The sequence below is a fragment of the Mesorhizobium sp. Cs1321R2N1 genome (assembly GCF_037179725.1).
GTDB lineage: Bacteria > Pseudomonadota > Alphaproteobacteria > Rhizobiales > Rhizobiaceae > Mesorhizobium > Mesorhizobium salmacidum.
Genome location: NZ_JAPYKP010000005.1, coordinates 72,292 through 96,112, shown reverse-complemented (window position 1 = coordinate 96,112; position 23,821 = coordinate 72,292). Strand labels below are relative to the sequence as shown.

General features: G+C 61.8%; 20 protein-coding genes. 8 read left to right on the top strand and 12 right to left on the bottom strand.

Annotated features, from left to right (window positions below):
• Positions 1 to 34: 34 nt before the first annotated feature.
• Together O7A61_RS02875 and O7A61_RS02870 are read right to left on the bottom strand one after the other, a co-directional pair.
• A complete protein-coding gene (locus O7A61_RS02875) occupies positions 35 to 2,014 on the bottom strand; it encodes a bifunctional 2',3'-cyclic-nucleotide 2'-phosphodiesterase/3'-nucleotidase (RefSeq protein ID WP_337128266.1) in 1,980 nt (659 codons plus the stop codon).
• Positions 2,015 to 2,165: 151 nt separating this feature from the next.
• A complete protein-coding gene (locus O7A61_RS02870) occupies positions 2,166 to 3,431 on the bottom strand; it encodes an NAD(P)/FAD-dependent oxidoreductase (protein ID WP_337128265.1) in 1,266 nt (421 codons plus the stop codon).
• 164 nt (positions 3,432 to 3,595) lie between these two features.
• Between O7A61_RS02870 and O7A61_RS02865 the strand changes: the two genes are divergently transcribed.
• Positions 3,596 to 4,255, top strand: coding sequence for a 5-formyltetrahydrofolate cyclo-ligase (locus O7A61_RS02865; protein ID WP_337128264.1), 660 nt, complete (start codon positions 3,596 to 3,598; stop codon positions 4,253 to 4,255).
• 144 nt (positions 4,256 to 4,399) lie between these two features.
• Here the strand turns inward: O7A61_RS02865 and O7A61_RS02860 are convergent, their stop codons facing one another.
• Positions 4,400 to 4,873, bottom strand: a complete 474-nt coding sequence (locus tag O7A61_RS02860; protein ID WP_015317948.1) for an Lrp/AsnC family transcriptional regulator — start codon at positions 4,871 to 4,873, stop codon at positions 4,400 to 4,402.
• Between the two features lie 158 nt (positions 4,874 to 5,031).
• On the opposite strand from O7A61_RS02860, the gene ald reads away from it, so the two are divergent.
• Positions 5,032 to 6,147: an alanine dehydrogenase gene (gene ald / locus O7A61_RS02855; protein WP_337128263.1), complete on the top strand. Its 1,116-nt coding sequence runs from the start codon at positions 5,032 to 5,034 to the stop codon at positions 6,145 to 6,147.
• Between the two features lie 221 nt (positions 6,148 to 6,368).
• Here ald and O7A61_RS02850 read toward each other — a convergent pair whose 3' ends face one another.
• From O7A61_RS02850 to O7A61_RS02830, 5 genes are all read right to left on the bottom strand, one after another.
• Positions 6,369 to 6,836: a DUF1203 domain-containing protein gene (locus tag O7A61_RS02850; RefSeq protein ID WP_337128262.1), complete on the bottom strand. Its 468-nt coding sequence runs from the start codon at positions 6,834 to 6,836 to the stop codon at positions 6,369 to 6,371.
• Between the two features lie 198 nt (positions 6,837 to 7,034).
• Complete coding sequence (locus tag O7A61_RS02845; RefSeq protein ID WP_027145601.1) at positions 7,035 to 7,598, bottom strand: GNAT family N-acetyltransferase; 564 nt, start codon at positions 7,596 to 7,598, stop codon at positions 7,035 to 7,037.
• Positions 7,599 to 7,602: 4 nt separating this feature from the next.
• Positions 7,603 to 8,469 carry a 3-mercaptopyruvate sulfurtransferase gene (gene sseA, locus O7A61_RS02840; protein WP_337128261.1) on the bottom strand — a complete coding sequence of 289 codons (867 nt, stop codon included), beginning with the start codon at positions 8,467 to 8,469 and terminating at the stop codon, positions 7,603 to 7,605.
• A 16-nt stretch (positions 8,470 to 8,485) separates the two neighbouring features.
• Positions 8,486 to 9,229, bottom strand: coding sequence for an alanyl-tRNA editing protein (locus O7A61_RS02835; RefSeq protein ID WP_337128260.1), 744 nt, complete (start codon positions 9,227 to 9,229; stop codon positions 8,486 to 8,488).
• Positions 9,229 to 10,263: a cysteine synthase A gene (locus O7A61_RS02830; protein ID WP_337128259.1), complete on the bottom strand. Its 1,035-nt coding sequence runs from the start codon at positions 10,261 to 10,263 to the stop codon at positions 9,229 to 9,231. The genes O7A61_RS02835 and O7A61_RS02830 overlap by 1 nt, the downstream gene beginning before the upstream one ends.
• Positions 10,264 to 10,471: 208 nt before the next feature.
• Here O7A61_RS02830 and O7A61_RS02825 point away from each other — a divergent pair, with 208 nt between their 5' ends.
• Complete coding sequence (locus O7A61_RS02825; protein ID WP_337128258.1) at positions 10,472 to 11,293, top strand: SDR family oxidoreductase; 822 nt, start codon at positions 10,472 to 10,474, stop codon at positions 11,291 to 11,293.
• A gap of 92 nt (positions 11,294 to 11,385) precedes the next feature.
• Entirely contained in the window at positions 11,386 to 12,360 is a 975-nt protein-coding gene (locus O7A61_RS02820) for an alpha/beta hydrolase (protein ID WP_337128257.1), read from the top strand.
• A gap of 105 nt (positions 12,361 to 12,465) precedes the next feature.
• On the opposite strand, the gene O7A61_RS02815 is transcribed toward O7A61_RS02820, so the two are convergent.
• Positions 12,466 to 13,890 (bottom strand): DEAD/DEAH box helicase, encoded by a 1,425-nt coding sequence (locus tag O7A61_RS02815; RefSeq protein ID WP_027145595.1) that lies wholly within the window; start codon positions 13,888 to 13,890, stop codon positions 12,466 to 12,468.
• Between the two features lie 411 nt (positions 13,891 to 14,301).
• Here O7A61_RS02815 and O7A61_RS02810 point away from each other — a divergent pair, with 411 nt between their 5' ends.
• Entirely contained in the window at positions 14,302 to 15,834 is a 1,533-nt protein-coding gene (locus tag O7A61_RS02810) for an acyl-CoA carboxylase subunit beta (protein ID WP_337128256.1), read from the top strand.
• Between the two features lie 25 nt (positions 15,835 to 15,859).
• Here the strand turns inward: O7A61_RS02810 and O7A61_RS02805 are convergent, their stop codons facing one another.
• Complete coding sequence (locus O7A61_RS02805; protein WP_337128255.1) at positions 15,860 to 17,389, bottom strand: NAD(P)H-hydrate dehydratase; 1,530 nt, start codon at positions 17,387 to 17,389, stop codon at positions 15,860 to 15,862.
• A gap of 357 nt (positions 17,390 to 17,746) precedes the next feature.
• Between O7A61_RS02805 and O7A61_RS02800 the strand changes: the two genes are divergently transcribed.
• Both O7A61_RS02800 and glnA read left to right on the top strand, forming a co-directional pair.
• Positions 17,747 to 18,085, top strand: coding sequence for a P-II family nitrogen regulator (locus O7A61_RS02800; protein WP_006205430.1), 339 nt, complete (start codon positions 17,747 to 17,749; stop codon positions 18,083 to 18,085).
• Between the two features lie 83 nt (positions 18,086 to 18,168).
• Positions 18,169 to 19,578, top strand: coding sequence for a type I glutamate--ammonia ligase (gene glnA, locus O7A61_RS02795; RefSeq protein ID WP_015317961.1), 1,410 nt, complete (start codon positions 18,169 to 18,171; stop codon positions 19,576 to 19,578).
• Between the two features lie 695 nt (positions 19,579 to 20,273).
• Here the strand turns inward: glnA and O7A61_RS02790 are convergent.
• On the bottom strand, positions 20,274 to 21,314 hold the full coding sequence (locus O7A61_RS02790; RefSeq protein ID WP_140758610.1) for a glutamine synthetase beta-grasp domain-containing protein: 1,041 nt from the start codon (positions 21,312 to 21,314) through the stop codon (positions 20,274 to 20,276).
• Between the two features lie 312 nt (positions 21,315 to 21,626).
• On the opposite strand from O7A61_RS02790, the gene O7A61_RS02785 reads away from it, so the two are divergent.
• A complete protein-coding gene (locus tag O7A61_RS02785) occupies positions 21,627 to 21,821 on the top strand; it encodes a DUF2735 domain-containing protein (protein ID WP_337128254.1) in 195 nt (64 codons plus the stop codon).
• Between the two features lie 81 nt (positions 21,822 to 21,902).
• On the opposite strand, the gene O7A61_RS02780 is transcribed toward O7A61_RS02785, so the two are convergent.
• A complete protein-coding gene (locus O7A61_RS02780; RefSeq protein ID WP_337128253.1) occupies positions 21,903 to 23,792 on the bottom strand; it encodes an MFS transporter in 1,890 nt (629 codons plus the stop codon).
• Between the last annotated feature and the right edge of the window lie 29 nt (positions 23,793 to 23,821).

Genomic DNA, 23,821 nt, shown 5'->3' with positions numbered 1-23,821 from the left:
CCAGGACTGACCGCATCCGGCTTTGACGACCTTATCAGAGAAGAATTCGATATCTGGCAAAACCAGCTTCGCCCTCGCCGGCAGGCTCGATCCTCAGCGACTTCACATCGGCAATGAAGTCCTTTGCCTTGACGCCTGTCTCGAAGACGACGCTGGCTCCCGGCAACGGCGCGAACGACCAGTTGCCATCCGCCGTCGGGTTGATGGTGCCTTGGCTGATGACGTAGCGGACGATGACGTCGCGGTTGGTGTCAGGCGCCTCGTAGATGATCTTCGAGGCATTGATGTCGGGAAAGTTGCCACCGCCGCCGGCACGATAGTTGTTGGTCGCAACGATGAATTTCGCTGCTGGATCAATCGGCTTGCCGTCGAATTTCAGGTCGACAATTCGATTGGAACCGGCATTGGCGACGCCGCCCTTCGAATCGTATTTCGGCGGCTGCGACAGGTCTATCCTGTAGCTGACGCCATCGATGACATCGAAATTGTAGGAGGGGAATTCAGGGTCGATCAGCGGCTGGTCAGCCTTGCCTGCCTCGATCTTCTTGAAGATGCCGGCCGACATCTCCAGCCATTCCTTCACCTGCGCACCCGTGATCTCAACCGCGCGAACCGTGTTCGGATAGAGATAGAGGTCGGCGACGTTCTTGATTGCGATGTCGCCCACCGGCACGTCGGTGTAGTAGTCGGCGCCGCTGCGCCCGCCAGCCTTGAAGGGCGCCGCCGCCGACAACATCGGCACGTCCTTCCACTGGGTGCTCTTCAGGATATCTTTCAGATACCAGCTTTGCGCCTGGTTGACGATTTGCACCGACGGATCATCGGCCACCAGCGCGAAATAGGAATAGAGCGGAGCCGAGGTCTTGCCGACAGGGCGGCGCACATAGGCGAGCGTCGCCTCGTGGTCCTGCTCGACAGCGGCAATGATGCGCTTGTCGTCCGGGACGGTCGGCTTGTTCTTGTTGTCGACACGCTCGAAGATCGGCCGCGCCTCCGATGTGGCCGAGACCACTTTCCACTTCGACCCGTCGCGTTCCAGCATCAGGTCAATCAGGCCCATATGCGAGCCCCAGAAACCGCCCATGACGGCGGGTTTGCCTTGCAGCGTCCCCTTCTGTGCGTCAACGCCCTCTAGCGCCTGGAAATCCTTCTTGCCGGGGAAGACCAGGTGCTGGTGGCCGGTGAAGACCGCGTCGATGCCTTCAACGCCGGCGACGAAGAACGAGGCGTTCTCCATCATGTCACCCTGTTTGACGTCGATGCCGGAATGGGAGAGCGCGATGACGATATCGGCACCCTCCTCCTTCATCTGCGGCACCCAGGCCTTCGCCGCCTCGACGATGTCGCGCGTCTTGACGTTGCCTTCGAGATTCTTGAGGTCCCAGATCATGATCTGCGGCGGTACGAAACCGATGATGCCGATCCTGATCGGCTGTTCCGCGCCTGACCCGTCCTTGATCTTCTTGTCCAGGATTATGTAGGGCTTGAGGTAGAGCTTGTCGTCGCGCGGGTTGGCGGCAAGCTCGGTGCCCCGGATCAGATTGGCGCAGACGAACGGGAAATTGGCGCCGGCCAGTACCTTGTCCAGAAAGGACAGGCCGTAGTTGAATTCGTGGTTGCCAAGTGTCGAACACTCATAGCCGAGCAGGTTCATGCCTTTCATGATCGGATGGAGATCGCCCTCCTTCAGGCCCTTCTCATAGGCGATGTAGTCGCCCATCGGATTGCCCTGCAAAAGGTCGCCGTTGTCGATCAGCATCGAATTCGCGGCTTCCTTGCGCACGGCGTCGATCAGGGACGCCGTGCGCGACAGGCCCATCGTGTCATTGGCTTTGTCGGCGTAGTAATCATAGGGCAGCACGTTCACATGGATATCGGTGGTTTCCATGATTCTCAGATGCGCCTGGTTGGCCTGCGCACGGGCGGAGAAGGGATGAAGCATGATCAGCGCCCCTGTGGCAGCGGCCCCCGCAAGGAGACCACGGCGAGAGACGGGATGGAGCAGTTGCGACATGTTTTCTCCTTACTTCGACGACCTGACAAGCCCTGCCCCGAAGCGAACTTCGCGCTGAAACCGGCTCAAGTCCACTCAAGAAGTCGCGCGCATCGGCACGCCAATCCATCAGCTACAAATGACGGCCGGATGAAAAGCGCGGTGAAGAAAGTCAGCTCTTGTCGTCGTCGCCCTGGGTGATCAGCCGGGCGCTGCGCTGGCCTGTGACGTAGATCCATAGCCAGCTCAGCGAAACCGCAAGCCGGTTGCGGAAACCGATCAGGAAATAGATATGGGCGATGCCCCAGAGCCACCAGGCGAGCCAGCCGGTCAGCTTGATCCTGCCGAAATCGATCGCGGCCGCGCGCTTGCCGATCGTCGCCAGATCACCGGCATGCTTGTAATGGAAAGGCCGCGGGCTCGTGTCGCCGGCGAGCCTGGCCTTGACGGTCGCGGCAACATGCCGTCCCTCCTGCTTGGCGGAAGGTGCCACGCCGGGCACCGGCCGTCCGTCGGGCCGCAGCACAAGTGCTGCGTCGCCGATGACAAAAATTTCCGGGCTGCCGGGCACACTGAGATCAGACGCGACCAATACCCTGCCGGCTCGGTCCGCCTTCGCTCCCAGCCATTCGGCGGCGGGCGAAGCGGCAACGCCGGCTGCCCACAGGATCGTGCGTGCCGGCAGAACCGTGTCGCCAAAAACCACGCCTTCGGCATCGCAGCGCGTGACGGCCCGGCCAAGCTCGACCACAACACCAAGCCGTTCCAGCGCCTTCCCGGCATAGTCGGAGAGCGTCGGCGCGAAATTGGCCAGAATGCGGTCGCCGGCCTCGATCAGCACCACGCGCGTCTGGCGCGTATCGATGTTGCGGAATTCGCCGCGCAGCGTGTCATGCGCCAGTTCGGCAATGGTTCCGGCAAGTTCGACGCCGGTCGGCCCGCCGCCGACGATGGCAATGGTCAGCAGCGCCTGGCGCCTGGCGGGGTCGGGTTCCCGCTCCGCCTGCTCGAAGGCCAGAAGAATGCGGCGCCGAATGGTGGTGGCGTCCTCCAATGTCTTCAGGCCCGGTGCGAAAGGCTCCCATTCGTCATGACCGAAATAGGCGTGGCGCGCGCCGGTGGCGAGCACCAGCGTGTCGTAGGCGACGGTGCTGCCATCGTCGAGCAAAACACGTTTGCCGGCCTGGTCGACTCCCGTGACATTGGCCAGCAGCGTGGTCACATCCTTGCGCTTGCGCAGGAGATGGCGGATCGGCCAGGCAACCTCCGAGGTCGCCAGCGCCGTGGTTGCCACCTGATAGAGCAGCGGCTGGAACAGATGATGGTTGCGCTTGTCGATCATGGTGATGCGCACTGGTACACCGGCCAGAGCGCGGGTGACTTCAAGGCCACCGAACCCGGCACCGACGACGACGACATGGTGTCTGGCATCGCTCATTTCATTCACCCTTGATGGGCAAGATTGCCTCCCTAGATGTAGGTATTTTTGTGCAATGCAACAATGGCAGGACAGTGCCCGAGACTCGTCGTGCCATGTCGTGAATGCACATGTTGTATCGTATCGCGAGGTATAGCGTCATCGAACGCGAGATGAGGTGAAGCATGGCTAAAGATCATGACGAACAAGGGCCGGCACAGTATGCCTCGCCGCCCTGCTTCATGCATGAGCTCGATCCAGCGTTCCAGCCACCGCTCAGCGACTGGACCGACGTCAGGCGCTGGCGGAAGGCCGAGCGTGAGCGTCTGATCGCGGCGCGCCTTGCCGTTTCCGCCGATGCGCGAACGGCAATGTCGCAACGCATCGCGGAAGGCCTCGACGCCGTGATCGGTGGCATAGGAGGCCGGATGGTCAGCCTCTACTGGCCGTTTCGCGGCGAGCCGGATCTGCGGCCATGGATGGCGTCGATCAACGCGCACGGCGGCCGCACCGCGTTACCCATCGTCGTCGAAAAGGGTCGGCCGTTGATCTTTCGCGCCTACAAACCGGGCGACCGGCTGGAGAAAGGTGTGTGGAACATCCCGATCCCGGCCGAAGGCGATCCGGTGCTTCCGGACATCGTTATCTCGCCCATTGTCGGCATTGATCCGGCAAGCTATCGGCTGGGCTATGGCGGCGGCTTCTTCGACCGCACGCTGGCCGCCATGTCGTTCAAGCCACTGGTCATCGGCGTCGGCTACGAATTGCAGCGCATCGCCACCATCTATCCGCAGTGGCACGACATCCCCATGGACCGGATCGTGACGGAGGCTGCCACGGCGTAAGTTAGAGCCCGTTTCGAAGCTTGTTCATGTGAGTCATATGGAGGTGTTTCGAGAACCGGAGCGCAGCGGACATTTGGGTCCATGAGCACCGGAAGCGCAGAAAACGCCTTCAGATGACCATAGGAACGAGGTTTCGATCGGGCTCTAAGCCATTTCCGGCTTCAACCCCATGGCCGTTCGGTCGACGATTTCACGCAAGGCGAAGGACGAATTGATCTTCGTTACATGCGGCATCGCCGACAACCATTCCTTGTGGATGCGCTCGTAGTCGACGAGATCCTTGGCCGCGATCCTCAGGATATAATCGTACTCGCCCGACATCAGGTGGCACGACAGTACGTTCGGACAGCGTTTGATCGCCGCTTCGAAGTCCGACAGCGTCTTCTCGAACTGGCCGGAGAGCGATATGTGGACGATCGCCGTCATCTGGTGGCCAAGGGCTGCATTGGACAGCCGGGCGTGGTAGCCGCGAATGGTTCCGGATTTTTCCAGATTGTCGAGCCGGCGCGAACAGGCCGACTGCGACAGGCCGACCTTTTCGGCAAGGGCCGCGTTCGGCATCCGGCCATCCTTCTGCAATGTCTCCAGAATGGCGATATCAATCCTGTCGAGCGGCATTCTTCGTGATTCCTGCGAATATCGGTACATTTTTCGCAACGATTATCGAAGGACGCGCGCTCCTGCAAGCGCATTCGCAAACACCTGCGCGCCGATTCATGGTTCACTGCGTCCATACAGGGAGTGAGCCCAAAAAGGGCCCGGATCAGGAGAAGAAAATGCGCGTCGGCTGCCCCAAGGAAATCAAGAACCACGAATACCGTGTCGGCCTCACGCCCGGCTCGGTCCGCGAATATGTCGCCCATGGCCATGAAGTTCTGGTCGAGGCCGGCGCGGGCGCCGGTATCGGCGCCGATGACAATGCCTATCGCGCCGCCGGCGCCACCATCGCCAAGACGGCCGCCGACGTGTTCGCCAAGTCGGACATGATCGTCAAGGTCAAGGAGCCGCAGCCCAATGAGTGGGTACAGCTGCGCGAAGGCCAGATCCTCTACACCTATCTCCACCTGGCCCCGGATCCGGAACAGACCGAGGGCCTGCTCGCTTCGGGCGTCACCGCGATTGCCTATGAAACCGTGACCGACGATCGTGGCGGGCTGCCGCTTCTGGCGCCGATGTCGGAAGTCGCTGGCCGCCTGTCGATCCAGGCCGGCGCCACGGCGCTGCAGAAGGCCAATGGCGGCCGCGGCGTGCTGCTCGGCGGCGTGCCCGGCGTCCTGCCCGGCAAGGTCACCGTGCTCGGCGGCGGCGTTGTTGGCCTCCACGCGGCCCGCATGGCCGCCGGCCTTGGCGCAGATGTCACCATCATCGACCGCTCGATCCCGCGTCTGCGCCAGCTCGACGACCTCTTCGCCGGCCGGGTCCACACCCGTTACTCGACCGTCGAGGCGCTCGAGGAAGAATGCTTCTCGGCCGACATCGTCGTCGGCGCCGTGCTCATCCCGGGCGCCGCCGCGCCGAAGCTCGTCACCCGCGAAATGCTGTCCGGCATGAAAAAGGGCTCGGTACTGGTCGATGTCGCCATCGACCAAGGCGGCTGCTTCGAGACCTCGCACGCGACCACCCATGCCGAACCCACCTACGAGGTCGATGGTGTCATCCACTACTGCGTCGCCAACATGCCTGGTGCGGTGCCGGTCACTTCGGCCCATGCGCTGAATAACGCAACGCTGCACTATGGCCTGCAGCTCGCCGACAAGGGCCTGAAGGCCCTGGTCGACGACCATCACCTGCGCAACGGCCTCAACGTCCACAAGGGCAAGATCACCAACCGCGCGGTCGCCGAAGCGCTCGGCTATGAACTGGTCGAGCCGAAGGCAGTACTGGCAGCTTAATACACCCGAAAGCTTCCTTCAGTCCCCGCCGGCTCAAACCGGCGGGTTTTTACTTGAGCGATCGGTGCAGGCAACAAAAAAGCGGAGCCAAAGCCCCGCTTCCTCGATATCGAGATTTGCCGCCGGTTCATCCGCGGTCGGCCAATCGATCGACAACGGCTTTCTAGCGCGTCCATGCGACAGCAGTGCGACAGAAGCTTTCTATCGGTAATCGTTGCATCTCATGCGCGCTCGATACGGCACTGGTAGCAATTGTTGCGCGCCGAGCGGACATGCACATAGGCAATGTCTTCACGCTCGAGCAAGGTCTCGGCTCGTGCGGCAATTGCTTGGGTCGGGATGACGCCACCGCTACCGTAGACGATACGATCATCGCTGCCATAGCCGCGCACGATATAGTCCGGGCTATCGAGAATCTCCGGCGGCAGCCCTGCCCCGGCGGCACGCTCGCACTCCTGGGCATGCAGGAAGATCGGCCCTGTTTCAGCGTAGGGCTGAGGGTTCGGAAATGGCCGGTAGGCGAGGATTAGGTAGACATCCCCGGCGGCGATATTCCTAAGGCAATGCCGGCAAGGCATGCCATCACCGTCGGAGATTTTCCGCTCGGGCGTCTGGCCATAGGCATCGGGGCCGCCGCGCTGCAGGGCCCTTACATCTTCGGTCGGCAGAGCTGTGAACTGGATGGTCATGGCAAGATCTCCGGTGCTATCGACCGGAAACTACCCGCTCACGACAGGGCTTCCCACCCGATTCCCGCCAAGCATCCGGGAACCGATCCGATGTGACCTTCGATGGGATCACCGGCATCTTCAGACATAAGCCGGCTAATCAGTGCGACAAATCATTTGATGAAATCGTCGAAGCGGCGGTTCAGATTCCGGCTGGAGTTACGGCCGCATGACGCTGGCCGAGCGCTCGGCGAAAGGCAGGGGATGCACGACCTCTTTCTTCTGAGCGACCGGCTTGAAACCGAGCTTCTGGTAGAGCGGCAGCGCTGCGGGGTGGTCGAGCGTGCAGGTCTGCACCGTCACCCGTTTCGGCCCATACGACCACGCCGCCGCAATCGCCGAGCCAAGGAACCAGCGGCCGATGCCTTGCCCGGTGGCGTGTTCCATCATGCCGAAATAGGCGAGTTCGACTTCCTCGGGCAGATGCGGCTTGAGGTCGAAGAAGCCTGCCGGCGAACCGTCGAGATAGAGCACCCTGATGTCGCGATCCTCGCGGTGGATTCCGGCCGACAGCTCGTCGTCATTCAGCCTTAGAACATTCACCCAGTGCCATTTGCGCCCCACCCGGTCCATCAGGTAGCGGTAGAAATGCAAGGGAATATCCCTGGTCTTCAGCAGTGCGACCTGGCGGTTGTAGGGCACCGGTGGCGAGGCGGCCTGTGGGGCATGCATCTCCAGAAAAGTCACCGTCACTTCAATATCCTGCAGCACGCCGTTTTCCATCAATTCATTCCTTGCCGGTCGTCGCTGGGCCGGTCACGACCGGCGTATCGGACAGCCCGCCCCACTCGGTCCATGAGCCGTCATAAAGCCTGTTGTCGGTATGGCCAAGCGTCTCCAGCGCCAGCGTGACCACCGCGGCGGTGATGCCGGAGCCGCAGGATGTGACCACTGGTTTGGACAGGTCGATACCGGCGTCCTCTATCACCTTGCGCAAACGGTCTTTCGGCAGCAGCCTGCCGTTTTCGGAAAGCGCCGAATAAGGGATGTTGCGTGCGCCCGGCATATGGCCGGAGCGGATGCCAGCGCGGGGCTCGGGCTCGGCACCGGTAAAGCGGCCCGGTCCCCGGGCGTCGGCAATCTGGCTTGCTTTCGTATCGACGATCCGGCGCATGTCGGCCAAACCGACGACGCGACCGGCATCGAAATCAGCATGAAAGACGCTTGGCGCGATCTTGGTCGGCTCGGCTGTTACCGGCCGGTCGGACGCCTTCCATCTGTCGAAACCGCCGTCCAGAATATAGGTCTGGAAGACGCCCATGATGCGGAACATCCACCATGCCCGGGGCGCCGAGAAGAAACCCGGGCCATCATAAACGACGATGGTGTCATCGGCCGAAACGCCCATTGAGCCGACATACTGGGCGAAATGCTGCGGCGATGCCAGCGTATGCGGCATGGCGGCGTCGGGATCCGAAACGGCATCCTGGTCCAGGAAACGGGCGCCTGGAATATGGGCAGCATCATACTCGGCGCGCGCGTCGCGTTTTTGCGCCGGCAGATACCAGGAGGCATCTATGATCGTCAGGCCCGGCTGGCCCAAGCGCTCCTGCAGCCAGTCGGCGTCGACGGTGAAAGGACTGTCTTCGGCCATTTTCTCTCCTGTCTGTTCAGTTCGCCGGCATGGGGCCGAAGCGGATGCGGAAGCGCCTGTTCTCCCGGCCTTTCTTCTCGATCTTGCCGATGTGGATCTCGCCGATTTCGCCGGTGCTCTTCACATGCGTGCCACCGCAGGGCTGGCTGTCCACCGAGGCGCTTTCGCCGATGCAGACGAGGCGGATATTGCCCGTGCCAACGGGCGGTCGGACATTCTTGGATTTCACCAGGCCGGGATTGGCGGCCAATTCCTCGTCGCTGATCAACCTGGTGAAGATGGGATGATCAGCCCTCACCAGGTCCATCATGCCGGCAGTCACATCTTCCTTGGTGAAGCTGGCGTCCGGAATGTCGAAATCGACACGGCTGTCGTCCTCGGAAACCGCCGCACCGGTGATCGGGAATGGACAGACGACGGTGAGCAGGTGGCAGGCAGCGTGCATGCGCATCAACAAATGCCGACGCTCCCACAAGATTGCCAGCTTCACCCGCTCGCCAACGGCCAGTGCCGCCTGCTCCGGCGCCGGCACATGGATGATCTCGTCCTTGGTTTCGCCTGTAATCGTGGCGGCGATCTCGATGCGGCTGCCGTCGGCACACTCCAACGTGCCGCTATCGCCCGGCTGGCCGCCAGAAGTGGCATAAAAGATCGTCCGGTCGAGGATGATGCCGCCGCGCTCATTGATGGCGACGACCGTGGCGTCAGCCGTCCTGAGATAGGCATCGTCGCGAAACAGCGCTTCTGTCTTGTGCGCCATCACGCGACCTTTTCGAACGGCACCGAGATATTGCTCTGCAGTTCCATCCAGCCCGGCACAGGCAGCTTCTTGTCGCGCAGGAATTCCGGGTTGAACAGCTTCGACTGATAGCGCGTGCCGTAGTCGCAGAGGATCGTCACGATGGTGTGGCCCGGGCCCAATTCCCTGGCCAGCCGCATCGCGCCGGCAATGTTGATGCCGGTCGAGCCGCCGACGCACAGGCCTTCCTCCTGGATCAGGTCGAAGACGATCGGCAGCGCGTCCTCATCCTTAATCTGGTAGGAGAAGTCAGGCGTGAAGCCTTCGAGATTGGCGGTGATGCGCCCCTGCCCGATGCCTTCGGTGATCGAACTGCCCTCGGACTTTAATTCGCCGCTGGTGTAGAAACTGTAGAGGGCGGCGCCGAGAGGATCGGCGAGCGCAATCTTGACGTTCTTGCTCTTGGCCCTCAAACCGAGCCCGACACCGGCCAGCGTTCCGCCCGAACCCACCGCCGAGACGAAACCGTCGACCTTGCCGCCGGTCTGGGCCCAGATTTCCTCGGCCGTGGTACGGATATGGCCATCGCGGTTGGCGATATTGTCGAACTGATTGGCCCAGATGGCGCCGTTCGGCTCGGTTCTTGCCATCTGCTCGGCCAGCCGCCCCGACAGCTTCACATAATTGTTGGGGTTCTTGTAAGGCACGGCGGGCACTTCGATCAGTTCGGCGCCGAGCAGCCTGATCGTGTCCTTCTTTTCCTGGCTCTGCGTATCCGGGATGACGATGACCGTGCGATACCCGAGTGCCTTGGCGACGAGCGTCAACCCGATGCCGGTGTTGCCGGCCGTCCCCTCGACGATGACACCGCCCGGCTTCAACAGGCCACGTTGTTCGGCATCGCGGATGATGAACAGCCCGGCGCGATCCTTGACCGACTGGCCCGGATTCATGAACTCGGCCTTGCCCAGGATCTCGCAGCCGGTCTCTTCGGAAGCTTTATTGAGGCGGATCAGAGGCGTGTTGCCGATCGCGTCGATCACAGAACTGGGCATTCAGGATTCCTTGTGTACGTGCGCCGAAACCCTAGAAACCCAACGCTTCGGTTTCAAGGCAAGAATTCGTCTGGTCCAGTCGCATTTCCGGCGCTGCGGTGCATGGATGGCGCTGGGGACCATTTGCACCTGGCGTCGAGAAGCACCCTTTTCATTCGATTTCTCCACCGCTAGAGCAAGACACCAATAACTCGGCGGGGGCGCAAGCATGACACTCTATCGGGCCGATCCGAAACACGGCGTCGCATGGGTCACGGGCGGCAGCAGCGGCATCGGCCGCTCGCTGGCCAGGGATCTGGCGTCACAAGGGTATGCGGTGGCGGTGACAGCGCTGGACGACGATCCGATCGACACGCTCATCGTCGAGACCGCACAGATGCCGGGCAAGGTCGTGTCCTTTCCCTGCGACGTCACCGACGAGCCGCGCATGGCAAAGACGGTGGCGGCGATCGAGAAGGACCTCGGGCCGATCGTGCTCGCCATCTTCAATGCCGGACACTACATCGCGACACCTGGAGAGTCGCTCGTCGTCAAGGACTTCCGCCGCTCCTTCGAGGTCAACTATTTCGGCATCATCAATGGGCTGGTGCCTGTGGTCGAGTATATGCGGGTGCGCGCGCGTGGCCATGTCGTTCTGGTCGGCTCGGTGACCGCCTATTTCGGCTGGCCGACCACGGCGGCCTATGGTGGCACCAAGGCGGCGATCAACATCCTGGCCGAGTCGCTGAAATATGATTTCGACAAGATGAACATCCGCGTCCAGGTGGTAAACCCCGGTTTCGTCGACACGCCACTGACCGAAAAGAACATGCTGCCGATGCCGGGCCTGATGCCGGTTGGCCGTGCGACGCGCCGCATGGTGAAGGGAATCAAGTCCGGCGGCTTCGAAGTCACCTTCCCGTACAGAACGAGCTGGCCGCTGAAAATTCTTGGCATGCTGCCAAGGCCTTTATGCAGATGGGTGATCAACCTGACGACCAGCTGGAAGGCACGGCCGCTGCAGTATGAGCGCAAACCGCCCAACAAATAGATGCCCACAGGATTGGTGGCTTGGCTGCCTGAACGGCCGTTGCCTGTGCATGGCCACCACCATAGCTTGAATGTTGTTGCGTGGAGTCTGCGATGGGGCGACGGATCGTGTTTGCTGTGCTGGGCCTGATCGCCGTCCTCGCACTGGCCTTTGTATTGGGTCCACGCGTACCGGTCGACACCACGATCCGTTTCGATCCTTCCGTCATCGGTGACGACCCACAGGCCTATGTGGCAAAGGTTGAAGCCGCCGTGCCCAGTATTCGCGACGGGCTGGAGAAGGAGATCGTCTGGGCGAACCCGATGGTGCACGCCAAGACGCCGCTGTCGATCGTCTACATCCATGGCTTTTCCGCATCGAAGGGCGAGGTCCGGCCCTTGCCCGACGACGTTGCCGACCAGCTCGACGCCAACCTGTTCTACACCCGCCTCACCGGTCACGGGCAGGACGGCGCGGCGATGACGCAAGGCAGTGTCAACGCCTGGATCAACGACTATGAGGAGGCGCTCGCCATCGGCCGGGCGATCGGCGACAAGGTGATCGTCATCTCAACGTCGACCGGCGGCTCGCTGGCGGCCTGGGCGGCGACGCAGGCCGGTGCATCCGAGGGCGTGGCGGCCATTGCATTCATCTCGCCCAATTTCGGCGTGAAGGCATCCGGCGCCGAGGTCCTGACCATGCCATGGGGAAAGCAGATCGCCGAACTCGTCGCCGGCAGGGAACGCAGCTTCGCGCCGCGCAACGCGCTGCATGAGAAATTCTGGACCACCAGATATCCGATCGCAGCGACAATGCCGATGCAGGCTCTGACGGAGCTAGCCTATGGCGCGCCCGTGGAGAAGGCGACCATCCCGGCTTTGTTCATCTTCTCGGATTTGGACAGAGTGGTGCGGGCCGACCGTACCCGCGAAATCGCCGCGCGCTGGGGTGGCCCGCATGAGCTGGTCCCCATCGAAAGCAGTGGCGATCCCGACAATCATGTCATCGCCGGCGACGCGCTGTCGCCATCCACCACGGCTTTCCTGGCGCAGCGGATTGCTGTCTGGGTCGAGGCGGTGGCGAAGTAAGGTTCGGAGACGAAAAGGGCTGATGAAGCATTGCTTCATCAGCCCTTTTCTTTGTTGGTCAGTCACCAGCCAACCACCAAGGGTTGGCCAACTGCACAAGGCGTATTAAGCAGCTCGCGCCGCCGGACGCTTGCCGCCGAAGCGGCGCTTGTTGTTGCCCTTGAAGGGCTTGGCGCCTTCGGGCTTGCGTTCTCCGGCAAAGGCCGGCTTGTCGCCGAAGCGCTTCTTGCCGAAGCCGTTGTTCTGCTTCTTCTCGCCGCCCGGCCGCCTGCCGTCGCGACGCCCATTGCGGTCGCTGCGATCGTTGGCCGGTTCGAAGCGTTCGTTCTTTTCCGCCGGATTGCGTGCCGGATCGGGGCTGCCGAGATGGTCGGCAACAACAGGCAGCTTGGTGCGGATGATCCGCTCGACCTGGCGCAGCTTGCTGTTCTCCGAAGGATCGCAAAGCGTGATCGCGATGCCATCCATCCCGTTGCGACCGGTGCGGCCGATGCGGTGGACGTAGCTTTCAGCCTCGTCCGGCAGGTCGAAATTCACGACATGGCTGATGCCGGGCACGTCGATGCCGCGCGCGGCGATGTCGGTCGCGACCAGGATGCGCACCGAACCGTCGCGGAAATCATTCAGCGCCTTCTGACGGGCATTCTGCGACTTGTTGCCGTGGATGACGGCGGCCTTGAAGCCGTCGCGCTCGAGGTCCTTGGTCACCCGGTCCGCACCATGTTTGGTACGCGAAAAGATGATGACGGACTTCATCGCCTCATCGGCGAGCATCGTCGACAACACCTGGCGCTTCTGCTTGGTGCGGGCGAAGACGACCCCCTGGACGATTTCGGCGGCCGCGGTGCTTTGCGGCGAGACTTCGACACGGACAGGGTTCTTCAGGAGGCCCTTGGCGAGTTCAGCGATCTCGTCCGGCATGGTGGCCGAGAAGAGCGCCGTCTGGCGATCGGGCGCGGTCGCCTTGGCAATGCGCTTGACGTCGTTGATGAAGCCCATGTCGAGCATGCGATCGCCCTCGTCCAGCACCAGCCATTTGGTGTCGGAGAGGATGAGGTCGCCCTCGCGCACGAGGTCGGTCAAGCGACCGGGCGTGGCGATGAGGATATCGACGCCGGGAGCAACCTTCTTCACCTGGCTGAAGCGCGAGACGCCGCCCAGCACGAGTGCCGTCGAGACATGCGCCCCCTTGGCGAGGATCTTGATGGTGTCCTCGATCTGCACCGCGAGTTCGCGGGTCGGCGCCAGGATCAGCGCGCGGGTCGTCTTGGCGCGCCGCTTGGTGCCGAGCGCGATGATCTTCGATAGGATCGGCAGCGCAAAGGCCGCGGTTTTGCCGGAGCCGGTCTGCGCGATGCCGAAAATGTCACGGCCTTCCAGCTGCGGCGGGATGGCCTGCATCTGGATTGGCTTCGGTTCGGCGAAGCCGGCATTGTGGGTGGCCTTGAGCAGCGCACCCGTAATTCCCAGCGCCGCGAAACCGGAAAGTTCCGCTGTATCGTTGCCGGGCAAAGTGTTTTCGTTGGTCAAAATAATCTTCTTTCACGCGGCCTCTGGCCGCAAACGTCAATCGCGGCAGGGCGCAACCTGCCTTCGAAAATTTGATATGAAACGACAAGGCGGGCGGACGTGTGCGTCCACTCGGCTGCGCTGTCGTGCCCGCAGGCATCATGCCACGGGGCTTTTTCGCCACTTTGTGATGTACCGGAAAGAGGGCCCGATATACCGGAAAGAGGGAAAACAGACGCAACCAGTCTCATTTGTCGAGAAGGCCGGAATCTCCCGGCCCAAGCGCCTATGGGTTGCATATGACTGAGTTCGCCCCGGAATGCAAGAGGCGCGATGTTGCGGTGCAGCAAGAACCAGCCAAAAGCCGACGCTTGCGCTCCCCGACGGGCATCATTACCACAAACGTAGCTTCCGTTTTCTGGGGACCGAGCGATGAAAGACGTGCTGAAGGAACTCGAGCGGCGGCGTGACATCGCCCGCATGGGTGGCGGACAGGCCCGCATCGACGCCCAGCACAAGAAGGGCAAGCTCACAGCGCGCGAACGCATCGAGGTGTTCCTCGACGAGGGCTCGTTCGAGGAGTTCGACATGTATGTCGAGCACCGCTCGACCGACTTCGGCATGGAAAAGACCAAGATCGCAGGCGATGGCGTCGTCACCGGCTGGGGCACGGTCAACGGCCGGCCGGTCTATCTCTTCGCCAAGGATTTCACGGTGTTCGGGGGCTCGCTGTCGGAAGCCCATGCCGAAAAGGTCATCAAGGTGCAGGAGATGGCGCTGCGCAATCGCGCGCCGATCATCGGCCTCTACGATGCCGGAGGCGCGCGCATCCAGGAAGGCGTCGCCGCACTCGGCGGCTACGCCGAGATCTTCCAGCGCAATGTGCTCGCTTCGGGTGTCATTCCGCAGATCTCCGTCATCATGGGCCCTTGTGCCGGCGGTGACGTCTATTCGCCCGCCATGACCGATTTCATCTTCATGGTGCGCGATACCTCCTACATGTTTGTCACCGGGCCGGATGTGGTGAAGACCGTTACCAACGAGACGGTGACCGCCGAGAGCCTCGGCGGCGCTTCCGTCCACACGACGAAATCCTCGATCGCCGACGGCGCCTATGACAATGACGTCGAAGCACTCCTGCAGATGCGCCGGCTGGTCGACCTGTTGCCAGCTTCCAACACGTCGGAGCTCCCCGAGATCGAATGCTACCAGTCGGTCACCGACCATGACATGTCGCTCGACCGGCTGATCCCCGATAATGCCAACAAGCCTTACGACATCAAGGAGCTGATCCTGAAGGTCGCCGATGAGGGTGATTTCTTCGAGATCCAGCAGAGTTTTGCGAAGAACATCGTCACCGGTTTTGGCCGGGTCGAGGGCCGCACGGTCGGCTTTGTCGCCAACCAGCCAATGGTGCTGGCGGGCGTGCTCGATTCCGACGCCAGCCGCAAGGCGGCGCGCTTCGTGCGCTTCTGCGACTGTTTTTCTATCCCCATCATCACCTTCGTCGATGTTCCCGGTTTTCTGCCCGGCACGGCGCAGGAATATGGCGGCCTGATCAAACATGGCGCCAAGCTGCTTTTCGCCTATGCCGAGGCGACCGTGCCGAAGATCACCGTCATCACCCGCAAGGCCTATGGCGGCGCCTACGACGTCATGGCGTCGAAGCATCTGCGCGGCGACATGAACTATGCCTGGCCGACGGCGCAGATCGCCGTCATGGGGGCGAGAGGCGCGGTCGAGATCATCTACCGCAAGGACATCGGCGATGCCGAGAAAATCGCTGCCCATACAAAGGCTTACGAGGACCGCTTCCTGTCGCCGTTCGTAGCCGCCGAGCGCGGCTATGTCGACGAGGTGATCATGCCGCACTCGACCCGCCGCCGTATCGCCCGGGCGCTTCGCATGCTGCGCAACAAGGATACGCAGAACCCCTGGAAGAAGCACGACAACATTCCGCTGTGAGCTGGTGTACGGGCATCGCGGTTGATCAGCGCCCGCCTCCGGCAGCAACCAGTTCGCGCAGCACCGGCACCATTGCCAGCGGCAAATCCTCGGCGATCAGCCCCGGCCCGAACCGACTGCCGGTCTCGGCATGGATCCAGACCGCCGCGCAGGCCGCTTCGAAGGCCGGCATGCCTTGGGCAAGCAGTCCGGCCGTGATGCCGGACAACACATCGCCCGACCCTGCGGTGGCAAGCCAGGCCGCGCCATTGGAATTGATCGCTGCCCTGCCGTCCGGAGCGGCGATCACCGTATCGGCGCCCTTGCAGGCGATGACGGCATTGGCGCGCGCTGCCGCCGCGCGTGCCTTGTCAAGCTTCGATGAGGCATTGTCATCGGCGATGCCAGGAAACAGCCTGGCGAACTCCCCTTCATGCGGTGTCATCACCAGCGCGGGCGCGTCCGGCCCGCGGGCGGCTTCGAACAAGGCATCCGGCGCCTCACGAAACGAAGTGATCGCGTCGGCGTCGAAGACCAGCCCGGCAATTCCAGTGGACGCGGCCGCTGGCTTGCCCGACGCGAGTAGCGCAAGCGCGAACGCCTGGGTTTTTTCACCGACGCCAAAGCCTGGCCCGAGAACAAAGGCCGATGGCCGGCGCTCCTCGACAAATGCCTTAATGTCGGCAGCGTCGTCGGCCCTGCGCAGCATGATCGAGGTCAGGTGCGCGGCATTGACCTGCATGGCGTTGCCCGGCGACAGGACCGTCACCGCCCCTGCCCCGCTTCGGGCAGCGCCAAGTGCAGAGAGCCGCGCCGCGCCGGTGGCATTGGGGCCACCGGAAAAGACGCCGACATGGCCGCGCTTGTATTTGTGCGCGTCGACGGCCGGCACCGGCAAATCGCGCAACCAAAGCGCTGGTCCGTTCTCGAACGTCCGGGGCTGGAGCGTTGCAATGATCTCCGCCCCGATGCCGATATCGGCAAGCACGATCTCGCCGCATCGCTCCCGGCCGGGCAGGAGCAGATGGCCGGGCTTCTTGCGCGCAAAGGTCACTGTGAGCTCGGCTGAAAACGACGTGCCGAGCACCTTGCCGCTGTCGCCGGAAATGCCGGAAGGCAGGTCGACCGCGACAACCGGCAGATGCAGGTCGGTGACCAGATCGACCGCCCTGGCGGCCTCGCCCGACAGCCGCTTGGACAGCCCTGCCCCGTAAAGCGCATCGACCACGATCGAGCCGGAACCGGCATCAAAGTCCAATAGCGGCCGGGGCTTAATTGGGCATTCGGCGGCGGCGAGCACCGCATCGCTATGCGGCTTCGGTGGGCCAGACGCCCAGACCGTCGTGGCGACGCCGCTGCCGGCAAGGATCCGGGCAACGACATAACCGTCGCCACCATTGTTGCCCGGGCCGCACAACACATGGGCGTGCGCCGCTGCGGGATAGCGCCTGAGCACTTCGGCCGCGACGGCTTGCCCGGCACGTCGCATCAATCCAATGCCGCCGGTTGGACCTGCTGCAATTGTCAGCCGATCCGCCTCGCCCATCTCGGCGGAAGTAAGAAGTTCGTGGCTCATGGATTGCCGATCCGCATTCGATCAAGCATTGTCCAGTTTTCGGCTCGACGCAAACGGGGAGGATCTGGCGCTGTCATGACCATGTCGATCGGCGCAAGGATCGCAGGCACCAAGCTGCGCGCCAGATGAGCAACTTGCCCAGATCTTGGGCAGACATGCACAGGAGTGCCGGATAGGCTACAGCCATTCATGCCGCTTCCAATGCAGCGAATGACGCGAATTTGCATCTGGGGGTGACATGGCTTTGAAATCGTATGACACCGCTTCTGTTCCCTCCGACTGGCACAGTTCGTGCTTGATTGAGGCGCAAGCGGGGGCTCACAACCCGTTTTTTTGGCAGTGGAGGCCACTTTTTACATGAAAAAGATCGAAGCGATCATCAAGCCATTCAAGCTGGACGAAGTGAAGGAAGCGCTTCAGGAGGCTGGACTGCAAGGCATCACCGTGACCGAGGCCAAGGGGTTCGGGCGCCAAAAGGGTCACACCGAACTCTACCGTGGCGCCGAATATGTCGTCGACTTCCTGCCCAAGGTGAAGATCGAGGTCGTGCTCGGCGACGATGCCGTGGAAGGCGCGATCGAGGCCATCCGCAAGGCGGCCCAGACCGGCCGCATCGGCGACGGCAAGATCTTCGTCTCCAACATCGAGGAAGTCGTGCGCATCCGCACCGGCGAAACCGGAATGGACGCGGTTTGATCCGAGCCGGCCATCCTCTAAGACCGGCCATCCTCTAAGAAACGTCATCCATCAAAAAACGTCAGCACACAGGGATACATGACATGACGACAGCCAAAGACATCATGAAGCAGATCAAGGACAACGACGTGAAATTCGTCGACCTGCGCTTCACCGACCCGAAGGGCAAGCTGCAGCACGTGACGATGGATGTTGTCGAGGTCGAGGAAGACATGTTTGCCGACGGCGTCATGTTCGACGGCTCCTCGATCGCCGGCTGGAAGGCCATCAATGAGTCCGATATGGTACTGATGCCCGATCCGGACACGGTCCACATGGATCCGTTCTTCGCGCAGTCGACCATGGTCATCCTGTGCGATATCCTCGATCCGGTCTCGGGCGAATCCTACAACCGCGATCCGCGCGGCACGGCCAAGAAGGCCGAGGCCTACATGAAGTCGGAAGGCATCGGCGACACCATCTATGTCGGCCCGGAAGCCGAGTTCTTCGTGTTCGACGACGTCAAGTACAAGGCCGATCCCTATAACACCGGCTTCAAGCTGGATTCGACCGAACTGCCGTCGAACGACGACACCGATTACGAGACCGGCAATCTCGGCCACCGCCCGCGCATCAAGGGCGGCTATTTCCCGGTGCCGCCGATCGATTCGGCGCAGGACATGCGCTCCGAAATGCTGACAGTGCTCGCCGAAATGGGCGTTCGCGTCGAGAAGCATCACCATGAGGTGGCCGCCGCCCAGCACGAACTCGGCATCAAGTTCGACACGCTGGTCCGCAACGCCGACAAGATGCTGATCTACAAGTACGTCGTGCACCAGGTCGCCAATGCCTATGGCAAGACGGCCACGTTCATGCCGAAGCCGATCTTCGGCGACAACGGCTCGGGCATGCACGTTCACCAGTCGATCTGGAAAGGCGGCAAGCCAACTTTCGCCGGCAATGAGTATGCCGGTCTTTCGGAGAGCTGCCTGTTCTACATCGGCGGCATCATCAAGCATGCCAAGGCGATCAATGCCTTCACCAACCCGCTGACCAATTCCTACAAGCGACTGGTGCCGGGCTACGAGGCGCCGGTGCTGCTCGCCTATTCGGCGCGCAACCGTTCGGCGTCCTGCCGCATCCCGTTCGGCAGTTCACCGAAAGCGAAGCGCGTCGAGGTCCGCTTCCCCGATCCGGGTGCGAACCCCTATCTCGCTTTCGCCGCCATGCTGATGGCCGGCCTCGACGGCATCAAGAACAAGATCCATCCGGGACAGCCGATGGACAAGGATCTCTATGACCTGCCGCCGAAGGAGCTGAAGAAGATCCCGACCGTCTGCGGTTCGCTGCGCGAAGCGCTCCAGAGCCTCGACAAGGATCGCGGCTTCCTGAAGGCCGGCGGCGTCTTCGACGACGACCAGATCGACAGCTATATCGAGCTCAAGATGGCCGAAGTGATGCGCTTCGAAATGACCCCGCATCCGGTCGAATACGACATGTACTATTCGGTCTAAGATTCCGTTCGGATAGTGTTTCGAAGCCCTTGAAGGATTTCCCCCTTCAAGGGCTTTTTTGCTGATCCAAGGAGGACGCATCTCAGCTGGGGCAGCCTGCCCTCTTGGCCGCCGCAGAAGACCTCGGGTTGGGTGGCAAAAAACCCGTTCGAGCAAGTTGGCGGATGGCCTTTCGGGACGCAATCGAACGCCAGGAGCGAGCGGCGCACTGCCTCAGGCTGCAATGCCCGCTCGTCCGGCGCCCCCGCCAATGCCGTCGTTCACGAAACCCCCGCCCCGTTCGAACAGCATCGCTTTGGCGTAACCCCCAAGGCGACGAATACGCATGCCGCGGCGTGGCCTGTCAACGCCGCCTGCCGGAGGCACAAATCGCCGATTTCGATGTATGAACAGTGGCTTATATAAAGGATCTGTGGTGTACGGAGGAGCTGAAACAGGCTGTTTTCCGGGCTTTTTCAATGAAACTCGGAAATGCATGAGACGAGTGGCGGCAAGGGGCGTCAACCAAAGCCTCTCGTTCGGCTAAAATTGCCCGTCCCTTTTCAACCTGACTTTTTTTGGGGGAATTCGCCGTTCCGGACCAATCTGGCAAAAAGGCCCGGGCGTTTCCGCCCGGGGCCCGGGCGTTTCCGCCCGGGCCTTTTCCACAATGAACATCCGCGTGCGGCGCGGAGCTGTCCACGCCGCAAAGAGAATCAGGCAGCGGCCGAAACCTCTGCGCTCGCCGGCACCGAAGCGATCGTCTTCAGGATCTGCGAGGCGATCTGGTAGGGGTCACCCTGCGAGTTCGGACGGCGGTCTTCCAGATAGCCCTTGTAGTCGTTCTTGACGAACGAATGCGGGACGCGGATCGAGGCGCCGCGATCGGCGATGCCATAGCTGAACCTGTTCCACGGCGCTGTCTCGTGCTTGCCGGTCAAACGTTTGTCGTTGTCCGGGCCGTAGACGGCGATGTGATCCATCAGGTTCTTGTCGAAGGCCGCCATCAGCGCTTCGAAATAGGCCTTGCCGCCGACTTCACGCATATAGGACGTCGAGAAATTGGCATGCATGCCCGAGCCGTTCCAGTCGGTGTCGCCGAGCGGCTTGCAGTGGTATTCGATGTCGATGCCGTACTTCTCGGTCAGGCGCTGCATCAGATAGCGAGCCATCCACATCTGGTCGGCGGCTTTCTTGGAACCCTTGCCGAAAATCTGGAATTCCCACTGGCCCTTGGCCACTTCGGCGTTGATGCCTTCGTGGTTGATGCCGGCCGCCAGGCAGAGATCAAGATGTTCCTCGACGATCTGGCGCGCAACGGAGCCGACATTCGAATAGCCGACGCCGGTATAGTACGGGCCCTGCGGCGCGGGATAGCCGCTTTCGGGGAAGCCGAGCGGACGGCCATCCTTGTAGAAGAAATACTCCTGCTCGAAGCCGAACCAGGCGCCTTCGTCGTCGAGGATGGTGGCGCGCTTGTTGGATGCGTGCGGCGTAACGCCGTCGGGCATCATGACTTCGCACATGACGAGCACGCCGTTGGTGCGGGCCGGATCGGGATAGACGGCGACCGGTTTCAGCACGCAATCGGAGCTATGCCCCTCGGCCTGCTGCGTCGAGGACCCATCGAAACCCCACAGCGGCAGCTGCTCGAGCGTCGGGAACTCGGCGAATTCCTTGATCTGCGTCTTGCCGCGAAGATTGGGGACCGGGGTGTATCCATCGAGCCAGATATACTCGAGCTTGTATTTGGTCATTCTAGAGCCTCTCGTTGCTTGGACACCGCAAGCAGGCGATGTCGATGCATGGCCGAAACAGGCCGGCCTGCCGATGATTAAAAAGCAATTCGTATGCCACTCGGCCTCCGACGGGTGCGGCAAAATGGTCATGCCAAGGCTTTGATTTTGCTGAGCCGTCTCAGCAATGCGTCAGGATCGGCCAAACGGCAATACTGCTTAAATCATAGGCAAATCATGATCTTTTCCTGAGCATATTGCCTAAATGAATCGCAGAACCTATTTTGATGAGAACTGAATCGGCAAGCTTCTGAAAAAGCAGGGAGACCGGCAATGCAAGTCACGCAATCGCGTCCGTCGGCGAAAATCCTGATGTTCCCGCTGGCAGCGCGCAAGTCTGCCTTAAATTTAGGCGCCAAGGCCAAATTCGCGGCAGAGCTTGCCGCGCTTCGCGGCGAGCACGCCGATTCCGATGGCTGGTATCACGAGGCCGCCGTCGAGGAAGAAAACCCGCGACGGAAGAGCTGAAGCCCTCCACGTCGATCTCACATGAAAAAGCCCGGCGCGATCGCTCTCGCGCCGGGCTTTTCGTTCCTATCGGCCGATCGGCTACTCCTTGGCGTGCAGGTCGGTACCGAGCGTATCCTTGACGAAGATCATGCCGATGATCAGCGTCATTGCCGCGATTACCACCGGATACCAGAGGCCATAATAGATATCGCCCTTGTAGGCGCTGAGCGCGAACACCGTCGCCGGCAGCAGGCCGCCGAACCAGCCATTGCCGATGTGGTAGGGCAATGACATGCCAGTGTAGCGAATGCGAGTCGGGAACATCTCGACAAGGATCGCCGCGATCGGCCCGTAGACCATGGTCACGAACAGCACCAGGATGAACAGGATACCGATTGTCATCGGCCAGTTCACCGCCGCCGGATCGGCGAACATGGCGAAGGCGCCGCCGCCCGGTATGTTGTAGACGGTGACCTCGGGCGCGCCCGCGGCCTCTTCGGTAGTCAAGAGCTTGTCCTTGACCGCCTGATCAATCGGCACCGTCGCCTTCTCACCGGCACGGATCGCGGCAGCGTCCAGCTTCAGCTCCGGGTTGGCGGCAACAAACGCATCGAGTTTCTGGTCCGCAACCTTGATCGCCGCACGCTTCAGCGGATAACCGCCGTCCCGCAGGGACATGTTGACAGCCTTGACGAAGGCCGCGTCCTTGGCCTTGGCCTGATCGCCGGCGGCGACCGCATCGTAGGACGCCACCGTCTCTGTACCAATCTTGACCGACGCGGCCGTCCCGGGCGCGGCCGTCGACACCACATCGTACGGAACTGAGTTCTTGGTCAGGAACGAAGTCGCGATGTCGCAGGACGTCGTGAATTTCGCGGTTCCGACCGGATTGAACTGGAACCTGCAGTCTCCGGGTGCTGCCGTCACAGTTGCCCGAGTGCTCTGCTGTGCCTTGGCGAGCGCTGGATTGGCGGCCCAGGTCAATGCCTTGAACAGCGGGAAGGTGCAGACGATGGCGAGCGCCAGGCCAGCCATGATGATCGGCTTGCGGCCGATCTTGTCGGAGAGCCAGCCGAACACGACGAAGAAGATCGAGCCGAGCGCCAGCGCGATGGCGATCATGATGTTGACCGACTGCGCGTCGACCTTCAGCACGTTCTGCAGGAAGAACAGCGCGTAGAACTGGCCATTGTACCAGACGACGGCCTGACCGGCGGTGAGGCCGAGCAGCGCAAGGAGCGCGATCTTGGCGTTTTTCCACTGACCAAAGGCTTCCGAAAGCGGCGCCTTGGAGCCCTTGCCCTCGTCCTTCATCTTCTGGAAGGTCGGGGACTCCGAGAGAGACAACCGGATCCAGATCGAAATGGCGAGCAGCAGGAAAGAGACGATGAAAGGAATGCGCCAACCCCAGGCGGCGTAGCTCTCCTTGCTCAGCGAGCCCTGCACAATCAGGATGACGATCAGCGACAGGAACAGGCCGAGCGTCGCCGTCGTCTGGATCCAAGAGGTGTAAAAGCCGCGGCGGTCATCGGGCGCGTGCTCGGCGACATAGGTCGCCGCACCACCATATTCGCCGCCCAGCGCCAAACCCTGCAGCATGCGCAGGACAATCAGGATCACCGGAGCAGCAATGCCCAGGGTTGCATAGCCGGGCAACAGGCCGACCAGGAAGGTCGACAGGCCCATGATCGTCATGGTGACCAGGAATGTGTATTTGCGACCGACGAGGTCGCCGATGCGACCGAACAGCAGCGCGCCGAACGGGCGCACCAGGAAACCTGCGGCAAAGGCCAGCAGCGCGAAGATGTTGCGCGTTGCTTCGGGAATCGTCGGACTGAAAAAGGTCGAGCCGATGAAAGCCGCCAGCGAGCCGTAGAGATAGAAATCATACCATTCGAAAACGGTGCCGAGCGAGGAAGCGAAGATGACTTTCTTCTCCTCCCGCGTCATGCCCCGGCTCCTTCCGCCGGCGGTCGATGCCATTGCCATTGAGTTATCCTCCCGTGAGACCCAGTCCT

What these genes read in the sequence shown, in the direction of transcription:
- O7A61_RS02800 (WP_006205430.1), top strand. Translation starts at nt 17,747, where the DNA reads ATGAAAAAGATCGAAGCGATCATCAAGCCATTCAAGCTGGACGAAGTG.
- O7A61_RS02830 (WP_337128259.1), bottom strand. Translation starts at nt 10,263, where the DNA reads ATGCCCAGTTCTGTGATCGACGCGATCGGCAACACGCCTCTGATCCGC.
- O7A61_RS02785 (WP_337128254.1), top strand. Translation starts at nt 21,627, where the DNA reads ATGCAAGTCACGCAATCGCGTCCGTCGGCGAAAATCCTGATGTTCCCG.
- O7A61_RS02780 (WP_337128253.1), bottom strand. Translation starts at nt 23,792, where the DNA reads ATGGCAATGGCATCGACCGCCGGCGGAAGGAGCCGGGGCATGACGCGG.
- O7A61_RS02870 (WP_337128265.1), bottom strand. Translation starts at nt 3,431, where the DNA reads ATGAGCGATGCCAGACACCATGTCGTCGTCGTCGGTGCCGGGTTCGGT.
- glnA (WP_015317961.1), top strand. Translation starts at nt 18,169, where the DNA reads ATGACGACAGCCAAAGACATCATGAAGCAGATCAAGGACAACGACGTG.
- O7A61_RS02865 (WP_337128264.1), top strand. Translation starts at nt 3,596, where the DNA reads ATGGCTAAAGATCATGACGAACAAGGGCCGGCACAGTATGCCTCGCCG.
- O7A61_RS02850 (WP_337128262.1), bottom strand. Translation starts at nt 6,836, where the DNA reads ATGACCATCCAGTTCACAGCTCTGCCGACCGAAGATGTAAGGGCCCTG.
- ald (WP_337128263.1), top strand. Translation starts at nt 5,032, where the DNA reads ATGCGCGTCGGCTGCCCCAAGGAAATCAAGAACCACGAATACCGTGTC.
- O7A61_RS02790 (WP_140758610.1), bottom strand. Translation starts at nt 21,314, where the DNA reads ATGACCAAATACAAGCTCGAGTATATCTGGCTCGATGGATACACCCCG.
- O7A61_RS02835 (WP_337128260.1), bottom strand. Translation starts at nt 9,229, where the DNA reads ATGGCGCACAAGACAGAAGCGCTGTTTCGCGACGATGCCTATCTCAGG.
- O7A61_RS02825 (WP_337128258.1), top strand. Translation starts at nt 10,472, where the DNA reads ATGACACTCTATCGGGCCGATCCGAAACACGGCGTCGCATGGGTCACG.
- sseA (WP_337128261.1), bottom strand. Translation starts at nt 8,469, where the DNA reads ATGGCCGAAGACAGTCCTTTCACCGTCGACGCCGACTGGCTGCAGGAG.
- O7A61_RS02810 (WP_337128256.1), top strand. Translation starts at nt 14,302, where the DNA reads ATGAAAGACGTGCTGAAGGAACTCGAGCGGCGGCGTGACATCGCCCGC.
- O7A61_RS02860 (WP_015317948.1), bottom strand. Translation starts at nt 4,873, where the DNA reads ATGCCGCTCGACAGGATTGATATCGCCATTCTGGAGACATTGCAGAAG.
- O7A61_RS02820 (WP_337128257.1), top strand. Translation starts at nt 11,386, where the DNA reads ATGGGGCGACGGATCGTGTTTGCTGTGCTGGGCCTGATCGCCGTCCTC.
- O7A61_RS02845 (WP_027145601.1), bottom strand. Translation starts at nt 7,598, where the DNA reads ATGGAAAACGGCGTGCTGCAGGATATTGAAGTGACGGTGACTTTTCTG.
- O7A61_RS02875 (WP_337128266.1), bottom strand. Translation starts at nt 2,014, where the DNA reads ATGTCGCAACTGCTCCATCCCGTCTCTCGCCGTGGTCTCCTTGCGGGG.
- O7A61_RS02805 (WP_337128255.1), bottom strand. Translation starts at nt 17,389, where the DNA reads ATGAGCCACGAACTTCTTACTTCCGCCGAGATGGGCGAGGCGGATCGG.